Below are 16,448 nucleotides of genomic sequence, written 5' to 3'. Positions count from 1 at the left end.
GCGCGGCGCCGCGACGGCGCAAGCTGGACAGGCGGCGTAGCGACCCGAGGGAGCGGACCATGCGCGGGCACAGTCACGACAACGACTTCGAAGCGAGCCTGCGGCCGAAAGGCGACCGGCCGGAACGGGACGATGGCGGCCTGCTCGGCCGCGCCGCCGCGGCCGGGCGCCCCGACGTCCTCGGCCCCGCGGGCATGCTGGATCTGCAGCGCGCGGTCGGAAACGCCGGTGCGAGCACCCTGGTCGAAGAAGAACGTTCGCCGGTGCACGACGTCGTCGGCTCCGGTGGCGGTTCGCCGCTGGACACCGAGACCCGGGCGGATATGGAAGGCCGTTTCGGGCACGACTTCGGCGACGTCCGGGTGCACACCGACGGCGCGGCGCACGACTCGGCGAAGGCCGTCAACGCGCAGGCCTACACGGTCGGTTCGAACATCGTGTTCCAGCGGGACAAGTACGACCCGGGGTCGGACGCGGGCAAGCACATGCTGGCGCACGAGCTGACGCATGTCGTTCAGCAGCGGAGCGGACCGGTCGACGGGACCGACGCCGGCGGCGGGGTGAAGGTCTCGGATCCCTCGGATCGGTTCGAGCGCGAGGCCGTCGCGAACGCGGACCGGCTGATGTCGGCTCCTGCGCCTGCACCTTCTCCTGCCGTCCAGCGTTGCGAGGACGACGGCGATGCGCACGTTCAGCGCGAAGAAGCTCCTGAGGCCGAGGAAGGCGAAGAGGAGAAGATGGCGCAGACGTACGTGCAGCGCGAGGAAGAAGCCGAAGAAGAGGCATAGTTCCCGGGTCGTGAGTGGTGATGACGGTTAGAGCCAAGGGTTTCTTGAATACCTGCGGTCGGGCGGTTTCGCGTGACCGAGGAAACGACACACGTGACTGGACGGGCGGCCCAGTCTGTATCGGCGTTTCTTGCTCGCCGGAGCCTTGCTGAGTGCCGCCCTTGGCCCGGGTTGCGAAAGCCACTTTCGCAACGTTGAGGGTGGCGAAAGTGGCTTTCGCAACGTCGACCGTGGCCGGGCCCGGCACCACCCTGTGAACATGTCGCGAAAGCCACTTTCGGGACGTCTGGTGTCCCGAAAGTGGCTTTCGCGACACCACTCCCCATGACGGACAAGGGCCTGGCACCGACAGTCGCCGAAAGCTCGTGAGTGATGATGACGGTTAGAACGATCATTGCCACTCACGACTCCCGGTGTAAGACCATCAGGTGCCGTCCGGTCCCTTGAAGCCAGGCTGGATGGTCCAGATTCCCGTTCCGCTTTCCGCGGCGCCATTGGATTTGTTGCAGGTTCCGCACATGCCGTGAAGATTGTCGAGTTTGTTGAAGAACTTCGTGCGGGCATCCTGATCGGATTTGCGTCCGGTGTCGTTCCAGTGCTTGATCACGGAAGGATCCTTGTGATCGAGGTTTATCGCGGAGTTTCCTATTCCTGGGACAAGGTGTGGCGACTTGTAGTCCTTGCCGGGGCAGATGTACGAGGTGTTCATCTTGAACACCGGGTCGTGCTGCCAGCGAGCCGCTTCCCGCAGTTTCTGGCTCATCAGGCGACTGAGTTCCGACTGGCGCTTGAGTTTGGCGGGGCCGTTGAAGCTTCCGTAGAACGTGGGGCGGAACTTGCCGTCGGTGCGGAACTCGGAGCGAACCTCGCCGCCCAGTACGTAGGTGGACTCTTTGAGCATGTCCAGGTCGATCTCGTGACCGATCGCCTGCAGAGTGGAGGCGATGAGGCGCCGCTCCTGCCAGATCGCGGCCTCGGCGTTCTGGATTTCCTCCCGGGCGTTCGTGGCGAGGGCGTCCTTCAGTTTCGTCTCGTGCCCGACAACGACGCCGCGCATTTGTGACAGCTGGGTCGCCACGGCAGGCCTGTTCTTGATCATTTTGTGCTCGAGTGCCCGGTCGATCTTGTCCACCAGGGGGTCGGCGTCGCTCGCCATCATCAGGACCGGACGGCCGCCGCGGACTTCCATGTAGAGGGAGTGACTGTTGCCCTTCATGGTGACCGCGGTCTTCTTCTTGAGTTTGGCGAACAGCGCGTCTTTGAGGGACTTCGCGCCTTCGACGACCTTGGCTCCCTTGCCCTTCAGCTTCGTCCAGATCTTCTTGCCCGCCTTGACGATCGTCCCGACCACCGTGTCGATCACCTTGCCGACCGGGGCCTGGACCTTCTCCAGGATCGACTTGATCTTCTCCGAGATCCCGCCCAGCCCGAGCAGGCTCGCCAGGAACCCGAGCACCATCGGCAGCGCCTTGGCCAAGGTCCGCTCGATCAGGCCCGCCACCGCGCCCGCCCCGCCCCGGGCGATCGACTCGACCGAGTCCAGCACCGACGAGACGAACTCCTTGATCTGGGCTGCCTTGTCGACGAAGAACATCACGATGTCGTAGATCGCCTTGCAGGCCTTGATGAACGCGGCCGCCGGGTTGAGCATCGAGATGATCCAGGTGATCCCCGCCTTGACGATCTTCTCGATCACGAATTCCTTGATCTGGCCGAGCACCAGTTCCTTGAGGTCGCCCAGTTTCTCGACCACCCAGCGCCAGAGTCCCGGCACGCCCTCGGTGATCAGGATCTTGACCACCTCGAAGGTCTGCTCCAGTTTGGCGAGCACGGGTTCCGGGATGAAGCGGAGGATCCGCGCGCGGACGCTCGCCCAGGTGAGCCCGAGGAGCGACATGATCATCTTCAGGATGCCCTTGGCGTCCAGTGTCTCCGGGATCTCGATACCCGCGCTCGCCAGGTTCCCGAGCAGCCAGGCCTTCAGCCCGTCCTTGAGGTGCTGCACGATGTTCGCGCCGAAGTTCATGACACCGGTCTTGACCGCGCTGACCAGGTTGCCGAGGAACTCGATCGGTTTGGCGATGATCAGGCCGACCGCGTTCGCCGCCCGCGACAGCACGCCCAGCAGCATGTCCTTCAGCTTGAGGATCGTGTCGATCGCGCCGCCGACCGCCTCCTTCGCCTTGTCCCACAGGCCTTTGTTCTCCGCCTGCAGCGCCTTGATCTCCTCGTCGACGGCGTTGCGGGCTTCGCTGTACTTCTGGGCCAGATCGTCGACCAGCGACTGCTGTTTCTCGTCGACGGAACTCTCGAGTTCGTCGAACTGGCTCCCGAACTCCTTGGCGGCCTCGCCCGCGATCTTGCGCAGGGCGGGGGACTGCGAGTCGACCTTCTGCCGGACGCGCTCGCGGCCTTCGGCGATCAGCCGCTTCGCCTCGGTCAGCTGCTGGCCGACGAAATCGGCGATCTCGCCGATGACGCCCTGCATCTTCGACTCGTAGACCTTCTTGGCTTCGAGGAAGAGGTTGTTCGCCTCGGCGGGCAGGCCGGCGAACAGGTCGTAGGTCCAGCGGGCCGCGCCGGTGACGCCGTCGTAGCGTTCGTCCTTGTACTTCTTCATCCGGGCCTGGTGATCGGCGGTGAACGCGGCCTTCGCCGCCGCTTCGCCGGTCTCGAACCGTTTGGCCACCTGGTCGTCGAGGGCGCCGAGGACACCCTCGACCTTCGTCTTGGTCTCGTCGAAGATCGCCTTGATCTCCGCGGTGATCCGGGCCCGGTCCTGTTCGTCCTTGGCCTTCGTGGCGGTCTTCGCCGCCTGCCCGCGTTGCCCGGCGGACGACCGCGCGCCGGTCATACCCGCCATCGCGGCCTGTCCGGACGCTTGCGCCGCACCGGTGACGGCGGCCCGCCGGCCCGCCTCGGACTCGCGGACCGCCGCGGGCGCCGCCGCCGTGTGTTGTTCGCCCTCCCGTTTCGCGGCGAGCGCGCCGGTGAACTCGGGCTCGTTGGACTGCGCGAGCTGCTCGTCGGTGACCCCGGCTTCGGCCATTTTGCCGTGGGTTTCGCATTGATCGGCGCGCAGATCGGTTTGGCCGGGCGGGGCCTTGTCCGGTGTGGCCTTGCGGGGGTCCGGCGGGGACAACGCGGGCGGCGGCGGGGCCTCCGGCAGCGGTTTCACCGGCTTTTCCGTGGCCCTGCCGGTGTCCGGGGTCTCCTTGGTGCGGTCGGTGACGTCCTTGGCGGAAGCGTCCTTGCCGCTGGTGACCTTGCCCATCACTTCGGACTTGATCTGGTCCGTCTTGCCGGAGGAGGCGAACTTGTCGGCTTCGTCGAGATTCTTGGGCGCCTGCTTGGACACGGCGGCGTTGACCGCGGCGACGAAGGCGGCCTTGTCGAACCCGGCCGGTTTGGCGGCGGCCATCTTGTCCGCCTGTGCGGCCTTGGCCTGGGCTTCTTTGTCGTCGGCGGGCGCGACCGCGGCGTCCTGCGCCTTCTTGACCTCCGCGGCGGCGGGCGGATGCGCCTTGGCCGCTTTCGCCTGTCCGCTGACGTCCTTCTTGAGCGACCCGAACTTCGGGTCCGACGCGGGCGTCACCCCGGTGGGCGCGACCGGGGGAGCGGGGCAGCTGCTGCGCTGCAGACCGACGAGCCGGGTCACCGCCGCGTTGCCCGCGGCGGCCTGCAGCCGAAGCAGTGCCGGCGGGGTGGCACGGCGCGCGGGCTTGTCCGGCCGCGCGGGTCGCGCGGCCGGGGCCTGTACCACCTTGTCCCGGCCCGCCGGCATGCCTTCACTTTCGGCTTCGCCGTCCCGATTGCCAACAGCCGGAAGGGCGGGCCCCGCTGCCCGAACGGGCAGCTGCCTTTTCGGGCAGAGATTGGTTCCCGCTGACCTATCCGCTCGGTCGTTCCGCCGTGCGCGCCCGCACCGGAGCATCGCCGATGACAGAGAGTGCGCCGACAGTGTCGAAATGGGAGGCTCGCATGCCCACCTATCTCACCCCGGGTGTGTACGTCGAGGAGATCGAGGCGGGCGCCCGGCCGATCGAGGGTGTGGGCACCGCCGTCGCCGCCTTCGTCGGTTTCGCGGCGGACGGCCCCTTCAACACGCCGACCCTGGTGTCCAACTGGACCCAGTTCACCCAGACCTTCGGCGACTTCGTCGAAGGCTGCTATCTGGCCCAGTCGGTCTACGGCTATTTCCTCAACGGCGGGGCCAACTGCTACATCGTCCGCATCGGCGGCCCTCGGGGCCAGGAGAACGGTGCGGCACCGAAGGCCGCGACGCGCCAGGCCGTGCTCGGCGGCTACCGATTCGTCGCGAAGGAGCTCTCGGGCGGTGGCCAGCCCGGTGAACTCACCGTCGAGGTCACGGAACCGGCCGGGGAGAACCCCGGCGACGACCGGTTCACCGTGCTCGTCAAGAAGGACGGCAAGGTCGTCGAGACCCACAACGTGACCACCAAGCGCACCAAGGAGAACGTCGTCACGTCGGTGCGCGAGAAGTCGAGCTTCATCACCATCGAAGAGCTCGCGACCGGTGGCGCGGTGGCGAAGCCGGACCGGGGCACCGCCGTGCTCACCGAACCGCCGCAGCCACCGCCCGTCCCGCGTCGCATCGCGGCGGACGACTACGTCGGCGACGTCGCCGACCGCACCGGTTTCGGTGGCCTGGAGGCGATCGACGAGATCACCATGGTCGCGGTGCCGGACCTGATGGCCGCCCACCAGCGCGATCTGATCGATCTCGACGGCGTCAAGGCCGTCCAGCTGGCGATGATCGCGCACTGCGAGCTGATGGGCGACCGGATGGCGATCGTCGACCCGCCGCCCGGGCTCAACCCGCAGGAGATCCGCTCCTGGCGGATGGACCAGGCCGGGTACGACTCGAAGTACGCGGCCTTGTACTACCCGTGGGTCCAGGTGCTCGACGCCGCCAGCGGGACCAACACGTTCGTGCCGCCGAGCGGATACATGGCGGGGGTCTGGGCGCGCACCGACGCGACCCGCGGTGTCCACAAGGCACCGGCCAACGAGGTCGTTCGCGGCGTGCTGGCGCTCGAGACCCATCTGACCAAGGCGGAGCAGGAGCTGCTCAACCCGATCGGCGTGAACTGCGTGCGCTCCTTCGCGGGCAAGGGGATCCGGATCTGGGGAGCGCGCACGTTGTCGAGCGACCCGGCGTGGCGCTACCTCAACGTGCGGCGGCTGTTCAACTACCTCGAAGAGTCGATCCTCAACGGCACCCAGTGGGTCGTGTTCGAGCCGAACGACGACGCGCTGTGGGCCAGGATCCGGCGCACGATCAGCGCTTTCCTGGTGATGGAGTGGCGCAAGGGGGCGTTGTTCGGCCTCACTCCCGACGAAGCCTTCTTCGTGAAGTGCGACCGGGAGACCAACCCGGCCGAGGGGATCGATCTCGGCCAGGTGATCTGCGAAGTGGGCATCGCGCCGGTCAAACCGGCGGAGTTCGTGATCTTCCGGCTGGCCCAGATGTCCGGCGGCACCAGCCTGGTCAACGAATAGTGAAAGGGCTCCGAAATGGCACTTCCCGATCTTGACAAGGCCGTCGGCTGCTCCTTCGGGCTCGAGATCGACGGCGTTCAGATCAAGCAGATCTCCGAGGTCTCCGGACTGAAGATGGAGCAGGACGTCATCGAGCTCAAGCAGAACACCGTGGACGGCAAGTACGTCATCAAGAAGCTCCCCGGCCGGCCGAAGGCGGGCGAGGTGACGCTGACCCGCGGCCTGACCGAAGACAGCAGCTTCGAGAAATGGGTCAAGGACGCGCACTTCGGCAAGATGGGTTCCGCTCGTAAGGGCGGCGCGATCATCGTCTACGACTACGAAGGCACCCCGCTCAAACGCTACAAGCTCACCAACGCGTGGCCGAAGAGCCTGGAGATCGGTGCGCTGAAGGCGGGCGACACCAGTGTGCTCACCGAGAAGCTCGTGGTCACCTACGAGCAGATGGAAGTCGAGTGAGCCCATGCGCAGGGTGATGGCGTCGGCGCCGGCCGAAGAAGCCCCCGTCGTGCCGGAGGAGCAGGCTCGGCCGAAACTGCGGACCGAGTTCGCCTTCGAACTCCCGCGCGGGTACGTCGACGACGCGGGGAAGGTGCACCACTCCGGGGTGATGCGGCTGGCGACCGCGCGGGACGAACTCGTCCCGCTGCGGGACGACCGGGTCCGCGAGAACTCGGCCTTCCTCACGGTGGTGCTGCTGGCGAGGGTGATCACCCGGATCGGCGACGTCACCGACGTGCACGCCGGGGTCATCGAGAACCTGTTCGCTTCGGATCTGGCGTTCCTGCAGGACATGTACCGCCGGATCAACAGCGAAGGCCATACGCGGGCGGGTGTCGCCTGCCCGGAGTGCGGCCACGAGTTCGTCGTCGACGTCGCCGGTGGCCGCCTGGGGGAATCGTGACGTACGCGGCCGGACGGCTGCACGAGGAAGTCGCGTACGTCGCCTATCACCTGCACTGGTCGCTCGACGACATCCTCGACCTCGAACACCACGACCGGTTGACCTACGTCGCCGAGATCGCCCGGATCAACACGCGGATGAGCGAGGGACGGTGACGTGGCGATGTGGAGGTGGCGCAGGAAGGAGCCGGACTCGCCCTCGCGGCCCGCGACGGCTCCGGCCGTTCTGCCGGTCACCCGTGCCGAATGGCGAAGCCTGCCGCCGATCCAGCGCGTCGTCGCCGAGCATCCGCTGATCAACCCGGTGCAGCGGTTCAGTTCCTCGTTGACGTCCTGGCGGAGCCCGGCCTACCTGGAACCGCTGGGCCATCGCGTCGGTCCGGCGGAGCCCGCGGGGGTCATCGGTGGTCACGCGCGGGCACCGATGCCGGCGCCGGACATGCCCGTGGTGCAGCGGTCGGCCCGCAAACGTGGCGTGCTGTCACGCCTGTGGGGGATGTCGGTGCAACGCGATGCCGAGCCGGGCTCTCCTGTGGCCGAAAGTCCTGCCCCGGAACTGGAATCCACGACCCTGCATCCAGACGAGCCCGGGCCGGTTTTGGCGCCGACGCCCGCTTTCGTGCTACCGGTCGTCGCGGCCGCGTCGCGTGAAGCCGACCGGCCGACGATGCCGTCGCCGACCGCCGATCCGCCGGTGAGGACCGTCCAGGCCGTCCGGCAGGAAGCCCCGATGCCTCCGGCTCACCCGCGGATTTCGGCGGTCGAGCAGTCTCCTGTGGACAGTCCGGCGCCGTCCGAGCTGCCACTGGTGGACACTGCGACACCGGACCACGGCACGGTGGATTCGGAGCCCGAGCCGGCGGATACCCGGTCGTTCGAGACGGTGCCTGTCCAGCCGGTGCCCGATTCCGCGCAGCTCTCCGTCATCGAGCCAGCTGCCTCGGCGAAGGCTCCGGGTGAGCCGATGCGGCCGGCGCTACCGGTCGTCCAACGGACCGAGCAAGCCGCGCCATCGCCGCGTCGGCTCGGGCTCGGCGCACCGATCGTGCCGGACGCGGGTGAGCCGCGAACGCCGGTTTCGCCGCCCGCCGGGCCGGCCACTGTCGAGCCGGCCCACGTCGAATCGACCGCCGCCGAACCCGAGCCGATGGCCACCGAACCCGAGCCGCCCGTACCGGCAGCCGAAGACAGTGCCGCGGAGCCGGACGCGCCACTGACGGGTGCCGTCGAAACCCCGGTGCTTCCCGCGTTGCCCGCCGAAGAGACCGCGCCGGTCCCGGACGACGTTCCGCGGCCGGTCGCACGGATCGCGGAGGGAGCGGAACGGATCCCACCGGCGGGGCCGGTCGAGACGCCGACGCTGGGCACCTCGGCAACGGTGTCGCGAACATCGGCGGGGGAGGCTGTCCAGCGTTCGGTTGTCGAATCGGCGCTGGAGGTGTCGTCGCCGAAGCGGCAGGCCATGCGGACATCGGCGGGGGAGGGCGTTCAGCGTTCGGTTGTCGAATCGGCGCTGGAGATGCCGTCATCGAAGCGGCAAGCCATGCGGACATCGGCTGCGGATGCTGTCCAGCGTTCGGTCGTCGAATCGGCGCTGGAGATGCCGTCACCGAAGCGGCAGGCCATGCGGACGTCGGCGGGGGAGGGCGTTCAACGTTCGGTTGTCGAGTCGGCGCTGGAGGTGTCGTCGCCGAAGTGGCAGGGCATGCGGACGTCGGCGGGGGAGGGCGTTCAACGTTCGGTTGTCGAATCGGCGCTGGAGGTGTCGTCGCCGAAGCGACAGGACCTGCCGACGGTCTTCAAGCCGGTGCAACGTCTCCGCGACGAATCACCGCTACCGGGGCCTGCCGGTGCCGGACCGCCGGGGACGCTCGAAGAAGGCGCGCCGATCGCGATCTCGTCGCGATCTTCGCCGATCACTACCTTCGAATCCCCCGAAGCCGCGGAGCCGCCCGGGACACCGGGCGGCTCAGTGAGTGCTTCATCCCCGCCGGAGCGGACGGCGCCGCTGCCGGTGGCACGGGCCATCGAAGGCGCGACCGTCACATCACCCGTACCAGCGAGCCGGCCGACGCTCACCGGCCAGGCCGGTGGGAGCGCGCAGCTGCCCACACTCACCGTGTCCCGGACGGTCGAGGCTCGCCGGAACACGAACCCACCGCCGTCGGTCCGGGTCCTGGACAGCCCGGCACCGCCGAAGATCGAACCGAGCCCGGAGCCGCGAACGACCAGCACGGTTCTTCTGACAGTGGCCTCTCCCCGGGAGGACGGGGCAGTGGCTCAGCCGTCGATGACGACCCTTCCGGTCTCGAGAATCGCCGACCGTCCCGACCCGGCTCCGCGGCCACTGTTGCCGCGCAACGGCAACCCGGTGACCGCCGAGGGAACCGGACCGTTGCCGGTGGCGAGGATCGCCGAAGCCGCGCCACCCGTACAGACCGGTCGACCATCCACAATGGACATCCTGCGGACGGTGCAACGCACCGCGCAGGGTGAGACCGTCGACCACGGCACGGGCCTCGTGCTCAACGTGCCGCCCGTCGTCGTGTCGCGGCAGTCCGAGGCCCCGGTCCTCCAGCGCGAGCCGGAAGCACCCCCACCGGAGCCCGTCGCACCGCCGGTCACGACGCCGGCCGCGGCGGCGGTACCGGCCGCGCAGCCGGAGACCGAGGAACTCGTGAAGAAGCTTTTCGACCCGCTGCTCCGGCGGCTGAAGACCGAACTCCGCCTCGACCGTGAGCGCCGCGGCGCGCTCACCGATCGCCCGCACTGAAGGAGGAACCGATGCCGGACGCGGAAGAAGCCGTCGCCGTCTGCTACGTGGTCAAGCTCGACGACAAGAACCTCGGCAACCTAGGCGCCTTCAGCAGTTGCGACGGGCTGGGCTGCGAGTTCGTCATGGAGCAACGGGAAGAGGGCGGCAACAACGGGATGGTCTGGCAGCTCCCGACGCGGATCAAGTACTCCAACGTCAAGCTCTCCCGTCCGGTCACCGAGGCGAGCTCGCAGATCACGAAATGGTTCGCCGACATGGCGGGCGGCATCCAGCGCAAGACCGCGACCATCGAAGCGCGCACCCTCGAAGGCACCGTGATCGCCAGCTGGTCGCTGGAGGGTGTCGTCCCCGTGCGCTGGAGCGGGCCGCAACTCTCACCCGACTCGCCGAAGGTCGCCACCGAGACCCTCGAACTGGCCCACCACGGCTTTCTCAGCCCGGCGAAGAAGGGCTAGCCATGTCCTCGCCCGTCACGTTCACCTCCGCCGGATCCCAGCCGCCCGCGGCGTACGGCTCCGGCGAACCGGCGCCGAACAACCTTCAGCGCGCGCTGCTCGAAGTCCGCAAACCCCCGCAGTCCGGCGGCACCGGGCAGCCCGGCGCCAAGCTGTTCGAGATCAAGTTCCAGTTCAACCCCAAGGAACTCTCGCTCACCAAGAACGCCAAATGGGGCCGTGACCCGCAGCGCAACGCGAAGAAGAGCGGGCCACCCGAGTTCAAGGGCTCGGACCCGTGCAAGCTCGCGCTGGAGATGTTCCTCGACGCCACCGACAAAATGGACGACGCCGTCGTCAAGAAGGTCGAGCAGCTCTTCACCTGCTGCGTCGCCACCGAGGAAAGCCGGCAGCACGGCAAGGGTTCGCCGCCGTGGGTGATCTTCAAATGGGGCGGTATGACCGGATTTCCCGCTTACGTCGCCAACGTCACCGCGAAGTACACGCTGTTCACGCCGTCGGGCACGCCGGTGCGCGCGGTGTGCACGGTGAACCTGGAGGAGATCGCCGGTGAGCTGAGCGGGCAGAACCCGACCTCGGGCGCCCTGGCGGCACGGGACACGCATGTCTTCGTCGCCGGAGATTCCCTGCAGGCGGTGGCGTTCCGGGCCTATGGCGACGCGGGGAAGTGGCGTGAGATCGCCGACGCCAACGACATCGACGACCCGATGCGCATGCGGCCCGGCACCCGGTTGCTCGTGCCGGCGCTGGAGGAACTCGATGGCTAACGAGAGTTTCGCGAACAACCTCATCGTCGAGGTCGCCGGGGGACCGCTGCCCGACGACGTGAAGACGCTGCTCTCCTACGCCTATGTCGACGACAGCCGGAACCTGCCGGACATGTTCGTCCTGCGCTTCCGCGACTCCGGGCACGTGGTGCTGGACAAGGGGAAGTTCACCGTCGGGGTGCCCGTCAAGCTGAAGGTGCAGACCTCCGATCCCGAAGGGCCGCAGGAGCTGCTTTCCGGCGAGGTCACCGCGGTCGCGATCGACCTCGACCGGATCGGCACCTTCACCGAGGTACGCGGCTACGACCACGCGCACCGGCTGTTCCGCGGCCGCCGGGTCGCGGTCTACCCGGGGATGAGCCTCGCCGACGTCGTCAGGAAGGTGACCCAGCGGGCCGGGCTGAAGGTCGGCAAGATCGACGCGGTCCGCGGCGTCGGCGGCCGCCCGCATACGCAGTTCAGCCAGGACAACGTCAGTGACTGGGAGTTCCTGTCCCGGCTGGCCGAATCGGTCGGCGCCCAGATCGCGGTACGCGGCGGCGCGCTGGACTTCAGCCTCGCCGAGAAGCCTTCGGCCGCGCCCGCCGTCACTGCGAAGGCCAACACCGACCCGCTGGTGCTCGAGGCACATCGGACGCTGGTCAGCCTGCGCGCCAGCGTCACCGCGGCCGAGCAGGTGCCCGAGGTCGAGGCCCGCGGCTGGGACATCGAGCGGAAGAAGCCCTTGGTGGCCGTCGAAAAGCCGACGAACGCGGGAACCGAGGTCGAGGGCGTCGACCCGGTCGCGCTCGCGAACAAGTTCGCCAGCCCCAAATACGTTTCGGCGGACACGCCGCGGCGGACGCAGGCCGAGGCCAAGGCCGCGGCGGTCGCGCTGTCCGAACGGCTCGGCGGCGCCTGCACCGAACTCGACGGGGTGGCCAAGGGCAATCCGAAACTCCGGGCGGGCGCGGCGGTGACGCTGACCGGCGTCGGCAAGCCGTTCGCCGGCAAGTACACGCTCACCAGCACCCGGCACCTGTTCAACGCGGAAGTCGGCTACACCACCGAGTTCACCGTCTCCGGCAGGCAGGAACGCTCCCTCTACGGGCTGGTCGCCGGTGGCCAGGGGCCCTCGGCGTGGCCCGGAGTGGTGCCGGCGGTGGTCAGCGACGCGAGGGATCCCGCCGGGCTCGGCCGGGTCAAGCTGACCTTTCCTTGGCTGGATCAGAACTTCACCAGCAACTGGGCGCGCACGGTGCAGCCCGGCGCCGGGAACGGGCGGGGCGCGATGGTCCTTTCCGAGGTGGGCGACGAAGTGCTCGTCGGCTTCGAGCAAGGCGACTTCGAGGCGCCGTACGTCCTGGGCGGGTTGTATAACGGCGTAGACGCGGTCCCGAAGTTCACCGCGTCGCCGATCGACGGCAACAGCGGCGAGATCGCCGTACGGGGCTTCGTTTCGCGCAAGGGGCACAAGCTCGAATTCGCCGAACAGGACGGCATCGTCGTCGCCTCCGGGGACGGGAAGCTGGTGGTCAAACTCGACCAGAAGAACCAGATGATCGAGGTGACCAGCGGCAAGGGCGTCACGGTGAAGGCGCGGAACGGGGTGAGCATCGACGCGGGCAGCGGTCCGCTGGAGCTCAAGGGCCAGAAGGTTTCCGTGAAGTCGATGACCGAGGCGACCGTCGAGGCGAGCAGCAGCCTGAAGCTGTCGGGCACGGCGGGCGTGCAGGTCGAAGGCGCGACGGTCGCGGTCAAGGGACAGGGCCAGGCGGAGCTGACCGCGAGCGGCATGGTGACCGTGCGCGGCAGCGTGGTCAAGATCAACTAGGGGAGGGTGGAGCTGAGATGTACGCGAAAACCGGCCTCGCCTGGGCCGGAGGCCCCACCCACGGGCACGACGCGGTCGACCTTCCGCTCAACGGTCGTGGCATGTCGCGAAAGCCACTTTCGCGACACCTGACGTCCCGAAAGTGGCTTTCGCGACATGCCGGTGACCTCGCGCACCACGCAGACCGGCAACCGAGACCCGCCGGGTCTTGAGCAACTGAGAGGAGTGGGCATGCCACCAGCAGCGAGGGTCGGCGACCCGACCGGGCATCCGGGCGTCATCGCCGGGCCCGGCGTGCCGACCGTGCTCATCGGCGGGATGCCCGCCGCCACCGTCGGCACGGTGCACACCTGCTCGTTCCCGCCGCCCGCGGTGCATCCGCCGACACCGATCGCGCCTCCGGGCTGCCCGACGGTGCTGATCGGCGGCCTGCCCGCGGCGCGGATGGGCGATCTGGCCGCCTGCGGCGCGCCGATCGTACTGGGCTGCCCGACCGTCCTGATCGGAGGCTGACGTGGATTTCCTCGGCAGGGGACTGGCGTTCCCGGTGCGCACCGACGCGACGGGTTCGATCGCCTTGGTCGGCGGTGAACGCGAGGTCGTCGAGAGTATCCGGCTGATACTGGCCACCGCCCCCGGTGAACGGCCGATGCGGCCGGAATTCGGCTGCGCGGTGCACGATCTCGTGTTCGCGCCCGCCGATTCGGCCACCGCCGGGCAGATCGCCTACGAGGTGCGCACCGCGCTGGAACGGTGGGAGCCGCGGATCACGCTCACCGAAGTCGTGGTCGGGTTCTCCGAGGCCGATCGCGGCACGCTGCTGATCGACATCAAGTACCGGTTGCGCGGGACCAATGACCCGCGCAACCTGGTCTTCCCGTTCTACGTCATCCCGCCGCACGAGTCCGTTCAGGACGGTGTGTGATGTCGCTGCCCCTGCCCAACCTCGACGACCGGCGGTTCCAGGACCTGGTCGACGAAGCCAAGTACCTCGTCCAGCGTAACTGTCCGGAATGGACGGACCACAACGTCTCCGATCCCGGCGTGACACTGATCGAGACGTTCGCGCAGATGGTCGACCAGCTGCTCTACCGGCTCAACCGCGTGCCGGACCTGCACTACCTGCGGTTCCTCGACCTCATCGGCGTGCGGTTGTTCCCACCGGCCGCCGCGCGCGCCGACGTGACGTTCTGGCTCTCGGCGGCGCGCGACGTCCCGGTGGTCGTCCCCGCGGGGAACCAGGTCGCGAGTGTGCGCGACGAGGTCGAGGACCCGGTCGTGTTCACCGTGGAGCGGACGCTGACGATCGTGCCGTGTTCGCTCGCGGGCCTGGCGACCGGCGGTTCGGACACCGGTGCGCCACCGGTCGACCGCACCGACGAGCTGCTGGTCGGCGGCGAACCCGCGTGCTTCGCCGAAAATCCCGCGCCTGGCGATTCCGTCTACTTCGGACTGTCGGACGCCGTGCCCGGCTGCGCGGTGCTGCTGCGGATGGACTGCGAGGTCGAGGGACAGGGCGTCGACCCGCAAGACCCGCCGTGGGTGTGGGAGGCATGGGACGGGCACGGCTGGGTGGCCGGTGAGATCGACCGGGACAGCACCGGCGCGTTCAACCGGCCTGGTGACGTCGTCTTGCACGTGCCGCAGGGGCACGCGGTGTCGGTGCTCGCCGGCAGGCACGCGGGGTGGGTCCGGTGCCGGTTGACGGAACCGAAGCGGTATCAGCCGTTCTTCCAGCGGCCACCGCGGCTGCGTTCGGTCGAGGCGTCGACCATCGGCGGCACGGTCGGCGCGGTGCACGCCGAGGTCGTGCGCGGCGAGGTCGTCGGCACCTCGGACGGCCTGCCCGGCCAGCGGTTCCCGCTCGGCAGGCGTCCGGTGGTCGCCGGCGGGGACGAGCTGATCGTGGAGGTGTCCGGTCCCGACGGCTGGCAGGAGTGGACCGAGGTGTCCTCGTTCGCCGAGTCGGGTCCGGACGACCGGCACGTCCAGCTCGACCGGGTGAACGGTGAGATCGCGTTCGGCCCGGCCGTGCGCCAGCCCGAGGGCGGCCTGAGGTACTACGGTGCCGTTCCGGCCAAGTCCGCCGCGATCCGGGTGCCCGCGTACCGGGCCGGTGGCGGCCGGCGCGGGAACGTCGCCCGCGAAGTACTCGAGGTGCAACGGGATCCGATCCCGTTCGTCAGCACCGTGGTGAACCGCCGCCCGGCGACCGGCGGGGTGGACGGCGAGTCGGTACGGGACGCGGCGGTCCGCGGCCCGCTGCTGCTGCGCACCCGCGACCGCGCCGTCACCGCCGAGGACTACGAACAGCTCGCGCGCGAAGCGGCGCCCGAGGCGGCGAGAGTTCGTTGTGTACCCGCGCACGGCCCCGACGGCCGCGAGACCGGTGCGGTCCGCGTCCTCGTCGTGCCCGCCGTTCCCGACACCGGCGAGCTGAACTTCGCGACGCTGATGCTCGAATCCGGGATGCGGACGCGGATCGAGCGGTATCTGGACGAACGCCGCTGCGTCGGCGCGCTCGTTTCCGTGGAAGCGCCGTTCTACCACGGGGTCACGGTCGTCGCCCGGCTGAAGGCGCGCCGCCGGACCAGCCCCGGCGCCCTCGGCCCGCGGGCGACGCAGGCGCTCTACGACTACTTCAACCCGCTCACCGGCGGGCCGGACGGCGAGGGCTGGCCGTTCGGGCGGCCGGTGCGGTCCGGTGAGGTGTTCGCGGTGCTGCAACGGCTTCCCGGGGTCGAGATGGTCGAGGACGTCCGCCTGTTCGCGGCCAATCCGATCACGCGGGAACGCGGCGAGCAGGTCGACCGGCTCGACCTGCCGCCGCACGCGCTCGCGTTCTCGTTCGGGCATCAGGTCCGGGTCCGGGAGAGTGACGGATGAGAGCGGCCGTGCCCGGGCTGCCGAGCCCGCATCCGATCGGCGAGCAACTGCCCTCGGTCTACGCCGAGGACCGGTTCGTCCAGGGCTTCACCGGTGCGCTCGACGAAGTGCTCGCACCGGTCTTCGCCACGCTGGACAACTTCCCGGGGTACCTCGACCCGGAACTGGCGCCGGAGGACTTCGTCGGCTGGCTGGCGCATTGGGTGGCGTTGCGCGTCGACGAGGGCTGGAGCCCGGCCCGGTTGCGCGAACTCGTGCTCCGGTCGGTCGAGCTGCATCGGTGGCGCGGAACGCAGCGCGGGCTCGCCGAGCACGTGCGGCTGCTGACCGGCGGCGCGGTCGAGGTGACCGACAGCGGCGGTGTCGTGGCGTCGCCGGAGCCCGGGGCGCCGCTCCCGGATCCGGGACCGCCGTGGGTCCACGTGCGGGTGCGGGTGCCCGAGCGGGGGCGGATCGACGAACGACGGCTGACGGCGACGGTCGTGGACTCGGTGCCCGCACACGTGCGCGTCACGGTGGAAGTGGTGGAGGGGTAGC

General features: G+C 69.0%; 14 protein-coding genes. 13 read left to right on the top strand and 1 reads right to left on the bottom strand.

Annotated features, from left to right (window positions below; translation table 11 throughout):
* The first annotated feature begins 59 nt into the window (after positions 1-59).
* Positions 60-788 carry an eCIS core domain-containing protein gene (locus NQK81_RS06340; protein WP_257487461.1) on the top strand — a complete coding sequence of 243 codons (729 nt, stop codon included), beginning with the start codon at positions 60-62 and terminating at the stop codon, positions 786-788.
* 424 nt (positions 789-1,212) lie between these two features.
* On the opposite strand, the gene NQK81_RS06335 is transcribed toward NQK81_RS06340, so the two are convergent.
* Positions 1,213-4,572 carry a phage tail protein gene (locus NQK81_RS06335; protein ID WP_257487460.1) on the bottom strand — a complete coding sequence of 1,120 codons (3,360 nt, stop codon included), beginning with the start codon at positions 4,570-4,572 and terminating at the stop codon, positions 1,213-1,215.
* Between the two features lie 197 nt (positions 4,573-4,769).
* Here NQK81_RS06335 and NQK81_RS06330 point away from each other — a divergent pair, with 197 nt between their 5' ends.
* From NQK81_RS06330 to NQK81_RS06275, 12 genes are all read left to right on the top strand, one after another.
* Entirely contained in the window at positions 4,770-6,311 is a 1,542-nt protein-coding gene (locus NQK81_RS06330; RefSeq protein ID WP_257487459.1) for a phage tail sheath family protein, read from the top strand.
* A gap of 15 nt (positions 6,312-6,326) precedes the next feature.
* On the top strand, positions 6,327-6,770 hold the full coding sequence (locus NQK81_RS06325; RefSeq protein WP_191250584.1) for a phage tail protein: 444 nt from the start codon (positions 6,327-6,329) through the stop codon (positions 6,768-6,770).
* 4 nt (positions 6,771-6,774) lie between these two features.
* The gene (locus tag NQK81_RS06320) at positions 6,775-7,215 is read left to right on the top strand and encodes a hypothetical protein (RefSeq protein WP_126730950.1); all 441 of its coding nucleotides are present in this window, start codon (positions 6,775-6,777) and stop codon (positions 7,213-7,215) included.
* A complete protein-coding gene (locus tag NQK81_RS06315) occupies positions 7,212-7,370 on the top strand; it encodes a DUF6760 family protein (protein ID WP_016333592.1) in 159 nt (52 codons plus the stop codon). The genes NQK81_RS06320 and NQK81_RS06315 overlap by 4 nt, the downstream gene beginning before the upstream one ends.
* Before the next feature lie 7 nt (positions 7,371-7,377).
* Positions 7,378-9,987 carry a hypothetical protein gene (locus tag NQK81_RS06310; protein ID WP_371878887.1) on the top strand — a complete coding sequence of 870 codons (2,610 nt, stop codon included), beginning with the start codon at positions 7,378-7,380 and terminating at the stop codon, positions 9,985-9,987.
* Between the two features lie 11 nt (positions 9,988-9,998).
* Entirely contained in the window at positions 9,999-10,445 is a 447-nt protein-coding gene (locus NQK81_RS06305; RefSeq protein ID WP_126730957.1) for a phage tail protein, read from the top strand.
* Positions 10,446-10,447: 2 nt separating this feature from the next.
* Complete coding sequence (locus tag NQK81_RS06300) at positions 10,448-11,212, top strand: CIS tube protein (protein ID WP_126730959.1); 765 nt, start codon at positions 10,448-10,450, stop codon at positions 11,210-11,212.
* The gene (locus NQK81_RS06295) at positions 11,205-13,025 is read left to right on the top strand and encodes a VgrG-related protein (protein WP_257487457.1); all 1,821 of its coding nucleotides are present in this window, start codon (positions 11,205-11,207) and stop codon (positions 13,023-13,025) included. Before NQK81_RS06300 ends, NQK81_RS06295 begins: the two co-directional genes overlap by 8 nt.
* A gap of 231 nt (positions 13,026-13,256) precedes the next feature.
* Complete coding sequence (locus NQK81_RS06290) at positions 13,257-13,538, top strand: PAAR domain-containing protein (protein WP_126730963.1); 282 nt, start codon at positions 13,257-13,259, stop codon at positions 13,536-13,538.
* A gap of 1 nt (position 13,539) precedes the next feature.
* Positions 13,540-13,950, top strand: a complete 411-nt coding sequence (locus NQK81_RS06285) for a GPW/gp25 family protein (RefSeq protein ID WP_257487456.1) — start codon at positions 13,540-13,542, stop codon at positions 13,948-13,950.
* Complete coding sequence (locus NQK81_RS06280; RefSeq protein WP_257487455.1) at positions 13,950-15,911, top strand: putative baseplate assembly protein; 1,962 nt, start codon at positions 13,950-13,952, stop codon at positions 15,909-15,911. Before NQK81_RS06285 ends, NQK81_RS06280 begins: the two co-directional genes overlap by 1 nt.
* Positions 15,908-16,447, top strand: coding sequence for a phage tail protein (locus tag NQK81_RS06275; protein ID WP_257487454.1), 540 nt, complete (start codon positions 15,908-15,910; stop codon positions 16,445-16,447). Before NQK81_RS06280 ends, NQK81_RS06275 begins: the two co-directional genes overlap by 4 nt.
* Position 16,448: the final 1 nt, after the last annotated feature.

Origin of the sequence: Amycolatopsis roodepoortensis, assembly GCF_024628825.1 — a bacterium.
In the GTDB taxonomy this organism is placed as follows: Bacteria; Actinomycetota; Actinomycetes; order Mycobacteriales; family Pseudonocardiaceae; genus Amycolatopsis; species Amycolatopsis roodepoortensis.
The sequence above is the reverse complement of the archived record's forward strand: the minus strand, read 5'-3'. Positions and strand labels throughout refer to the sequence as shown.

What these genes read in the sequence shown, in the direction of transcription:
- NQK81_RS06340 (WP_257487461.1), top strand. Translation starts at nt 60, where the DNA reads ATGCGCGGGCACAGTCACGACAACGACTTCGAAGCGAGCCTGCGGCCG.
- NQK81_RS06335 (WP_257487460.1), bottom strand. Translation starts at nt 4,572, where the DNA reads ATGCCGGCGGGCCGGGACAAGGTGGTACAGGCCCCGGCCGCGCGACCC.
- NQK81_RS06330 (WP_257487459.1), top strand. Translation starts at nt 4,770, where the DNA reads ATGCCCACCTATCTCACCCCGGGTGTGTACGTCGAGGAGATCGAGGCG.
- NQK81_RS06325 (WP_191250584.1), top strand. Translation starts at nt 6,327, where the DNA reads ATGGCACTTCCCGATCTTGACAAGGCCGTCGGCTGCTCCTTCGGGCTC.
- NQK81_RS06320 (WP_126730950.1), top strand. Translation starts at nt 6,775, where the DNA reads ATGCGCAGGGTGATGGCGTCGGCGCCGGCCGAAGAAGCCCCCGTCGTG.
- NQK81_RS06310 (WP_371878887.1), top strand. Translation starts at nt 7,378, where the DNA reads ATGTGGAGGTGGCGCAGGAAGGAGCCGGACTCGCCCTCGCGGCCCGCG.
- NQK81_RS06305 (WP_126730957.1), top strand. Translation starts at nt 9,999, where the DNA reads ATGCCGGACGCGGAAGAAGCCGTCGCCGTCTGCTACGTGGTCAAGCTC.
- NQK81_RS06300 (WP_126730959.1), top strand. Translation starts at nt 10,448, where the DNA reads ATGTCCTCGCCCGTCACGTTCACCTCCGCCGGATCCCAGCCGCCCGCG.
- NQK81_RS06295 (WP_257487457.1), top strand. Translation starts at nt 11,205, where the DNA reads ATGGCTAACGAGAGTTTCGCGAACAACCTCATCGTCGAGGTCGCCGGG.
- NQK81_RS06290 (WP_126730963.1), top strand. Translation starts at nt 13,257, where the DNA reads ATGCCACCAGCAGCGAGGGTCGGCGACCCGACCGGGCATCCGGGCGTC.
- NQK81_RS06280 (WP_257487455.1), top strand. Translation starts at nt 13,950, where the DNA reads ATGTCGCTGCCCCTGCCCAACCTCGACGACCGGCGGTTCCAGGACCTG.
- NQK81_RS06275 (WP_257487454.1), top strand. Translation starts at nt 15,908, where the DNA reads ATGAGAGCGGCCGTGCCCGGGCTGCCGAGCCCGCATCCGATCGGCGAG.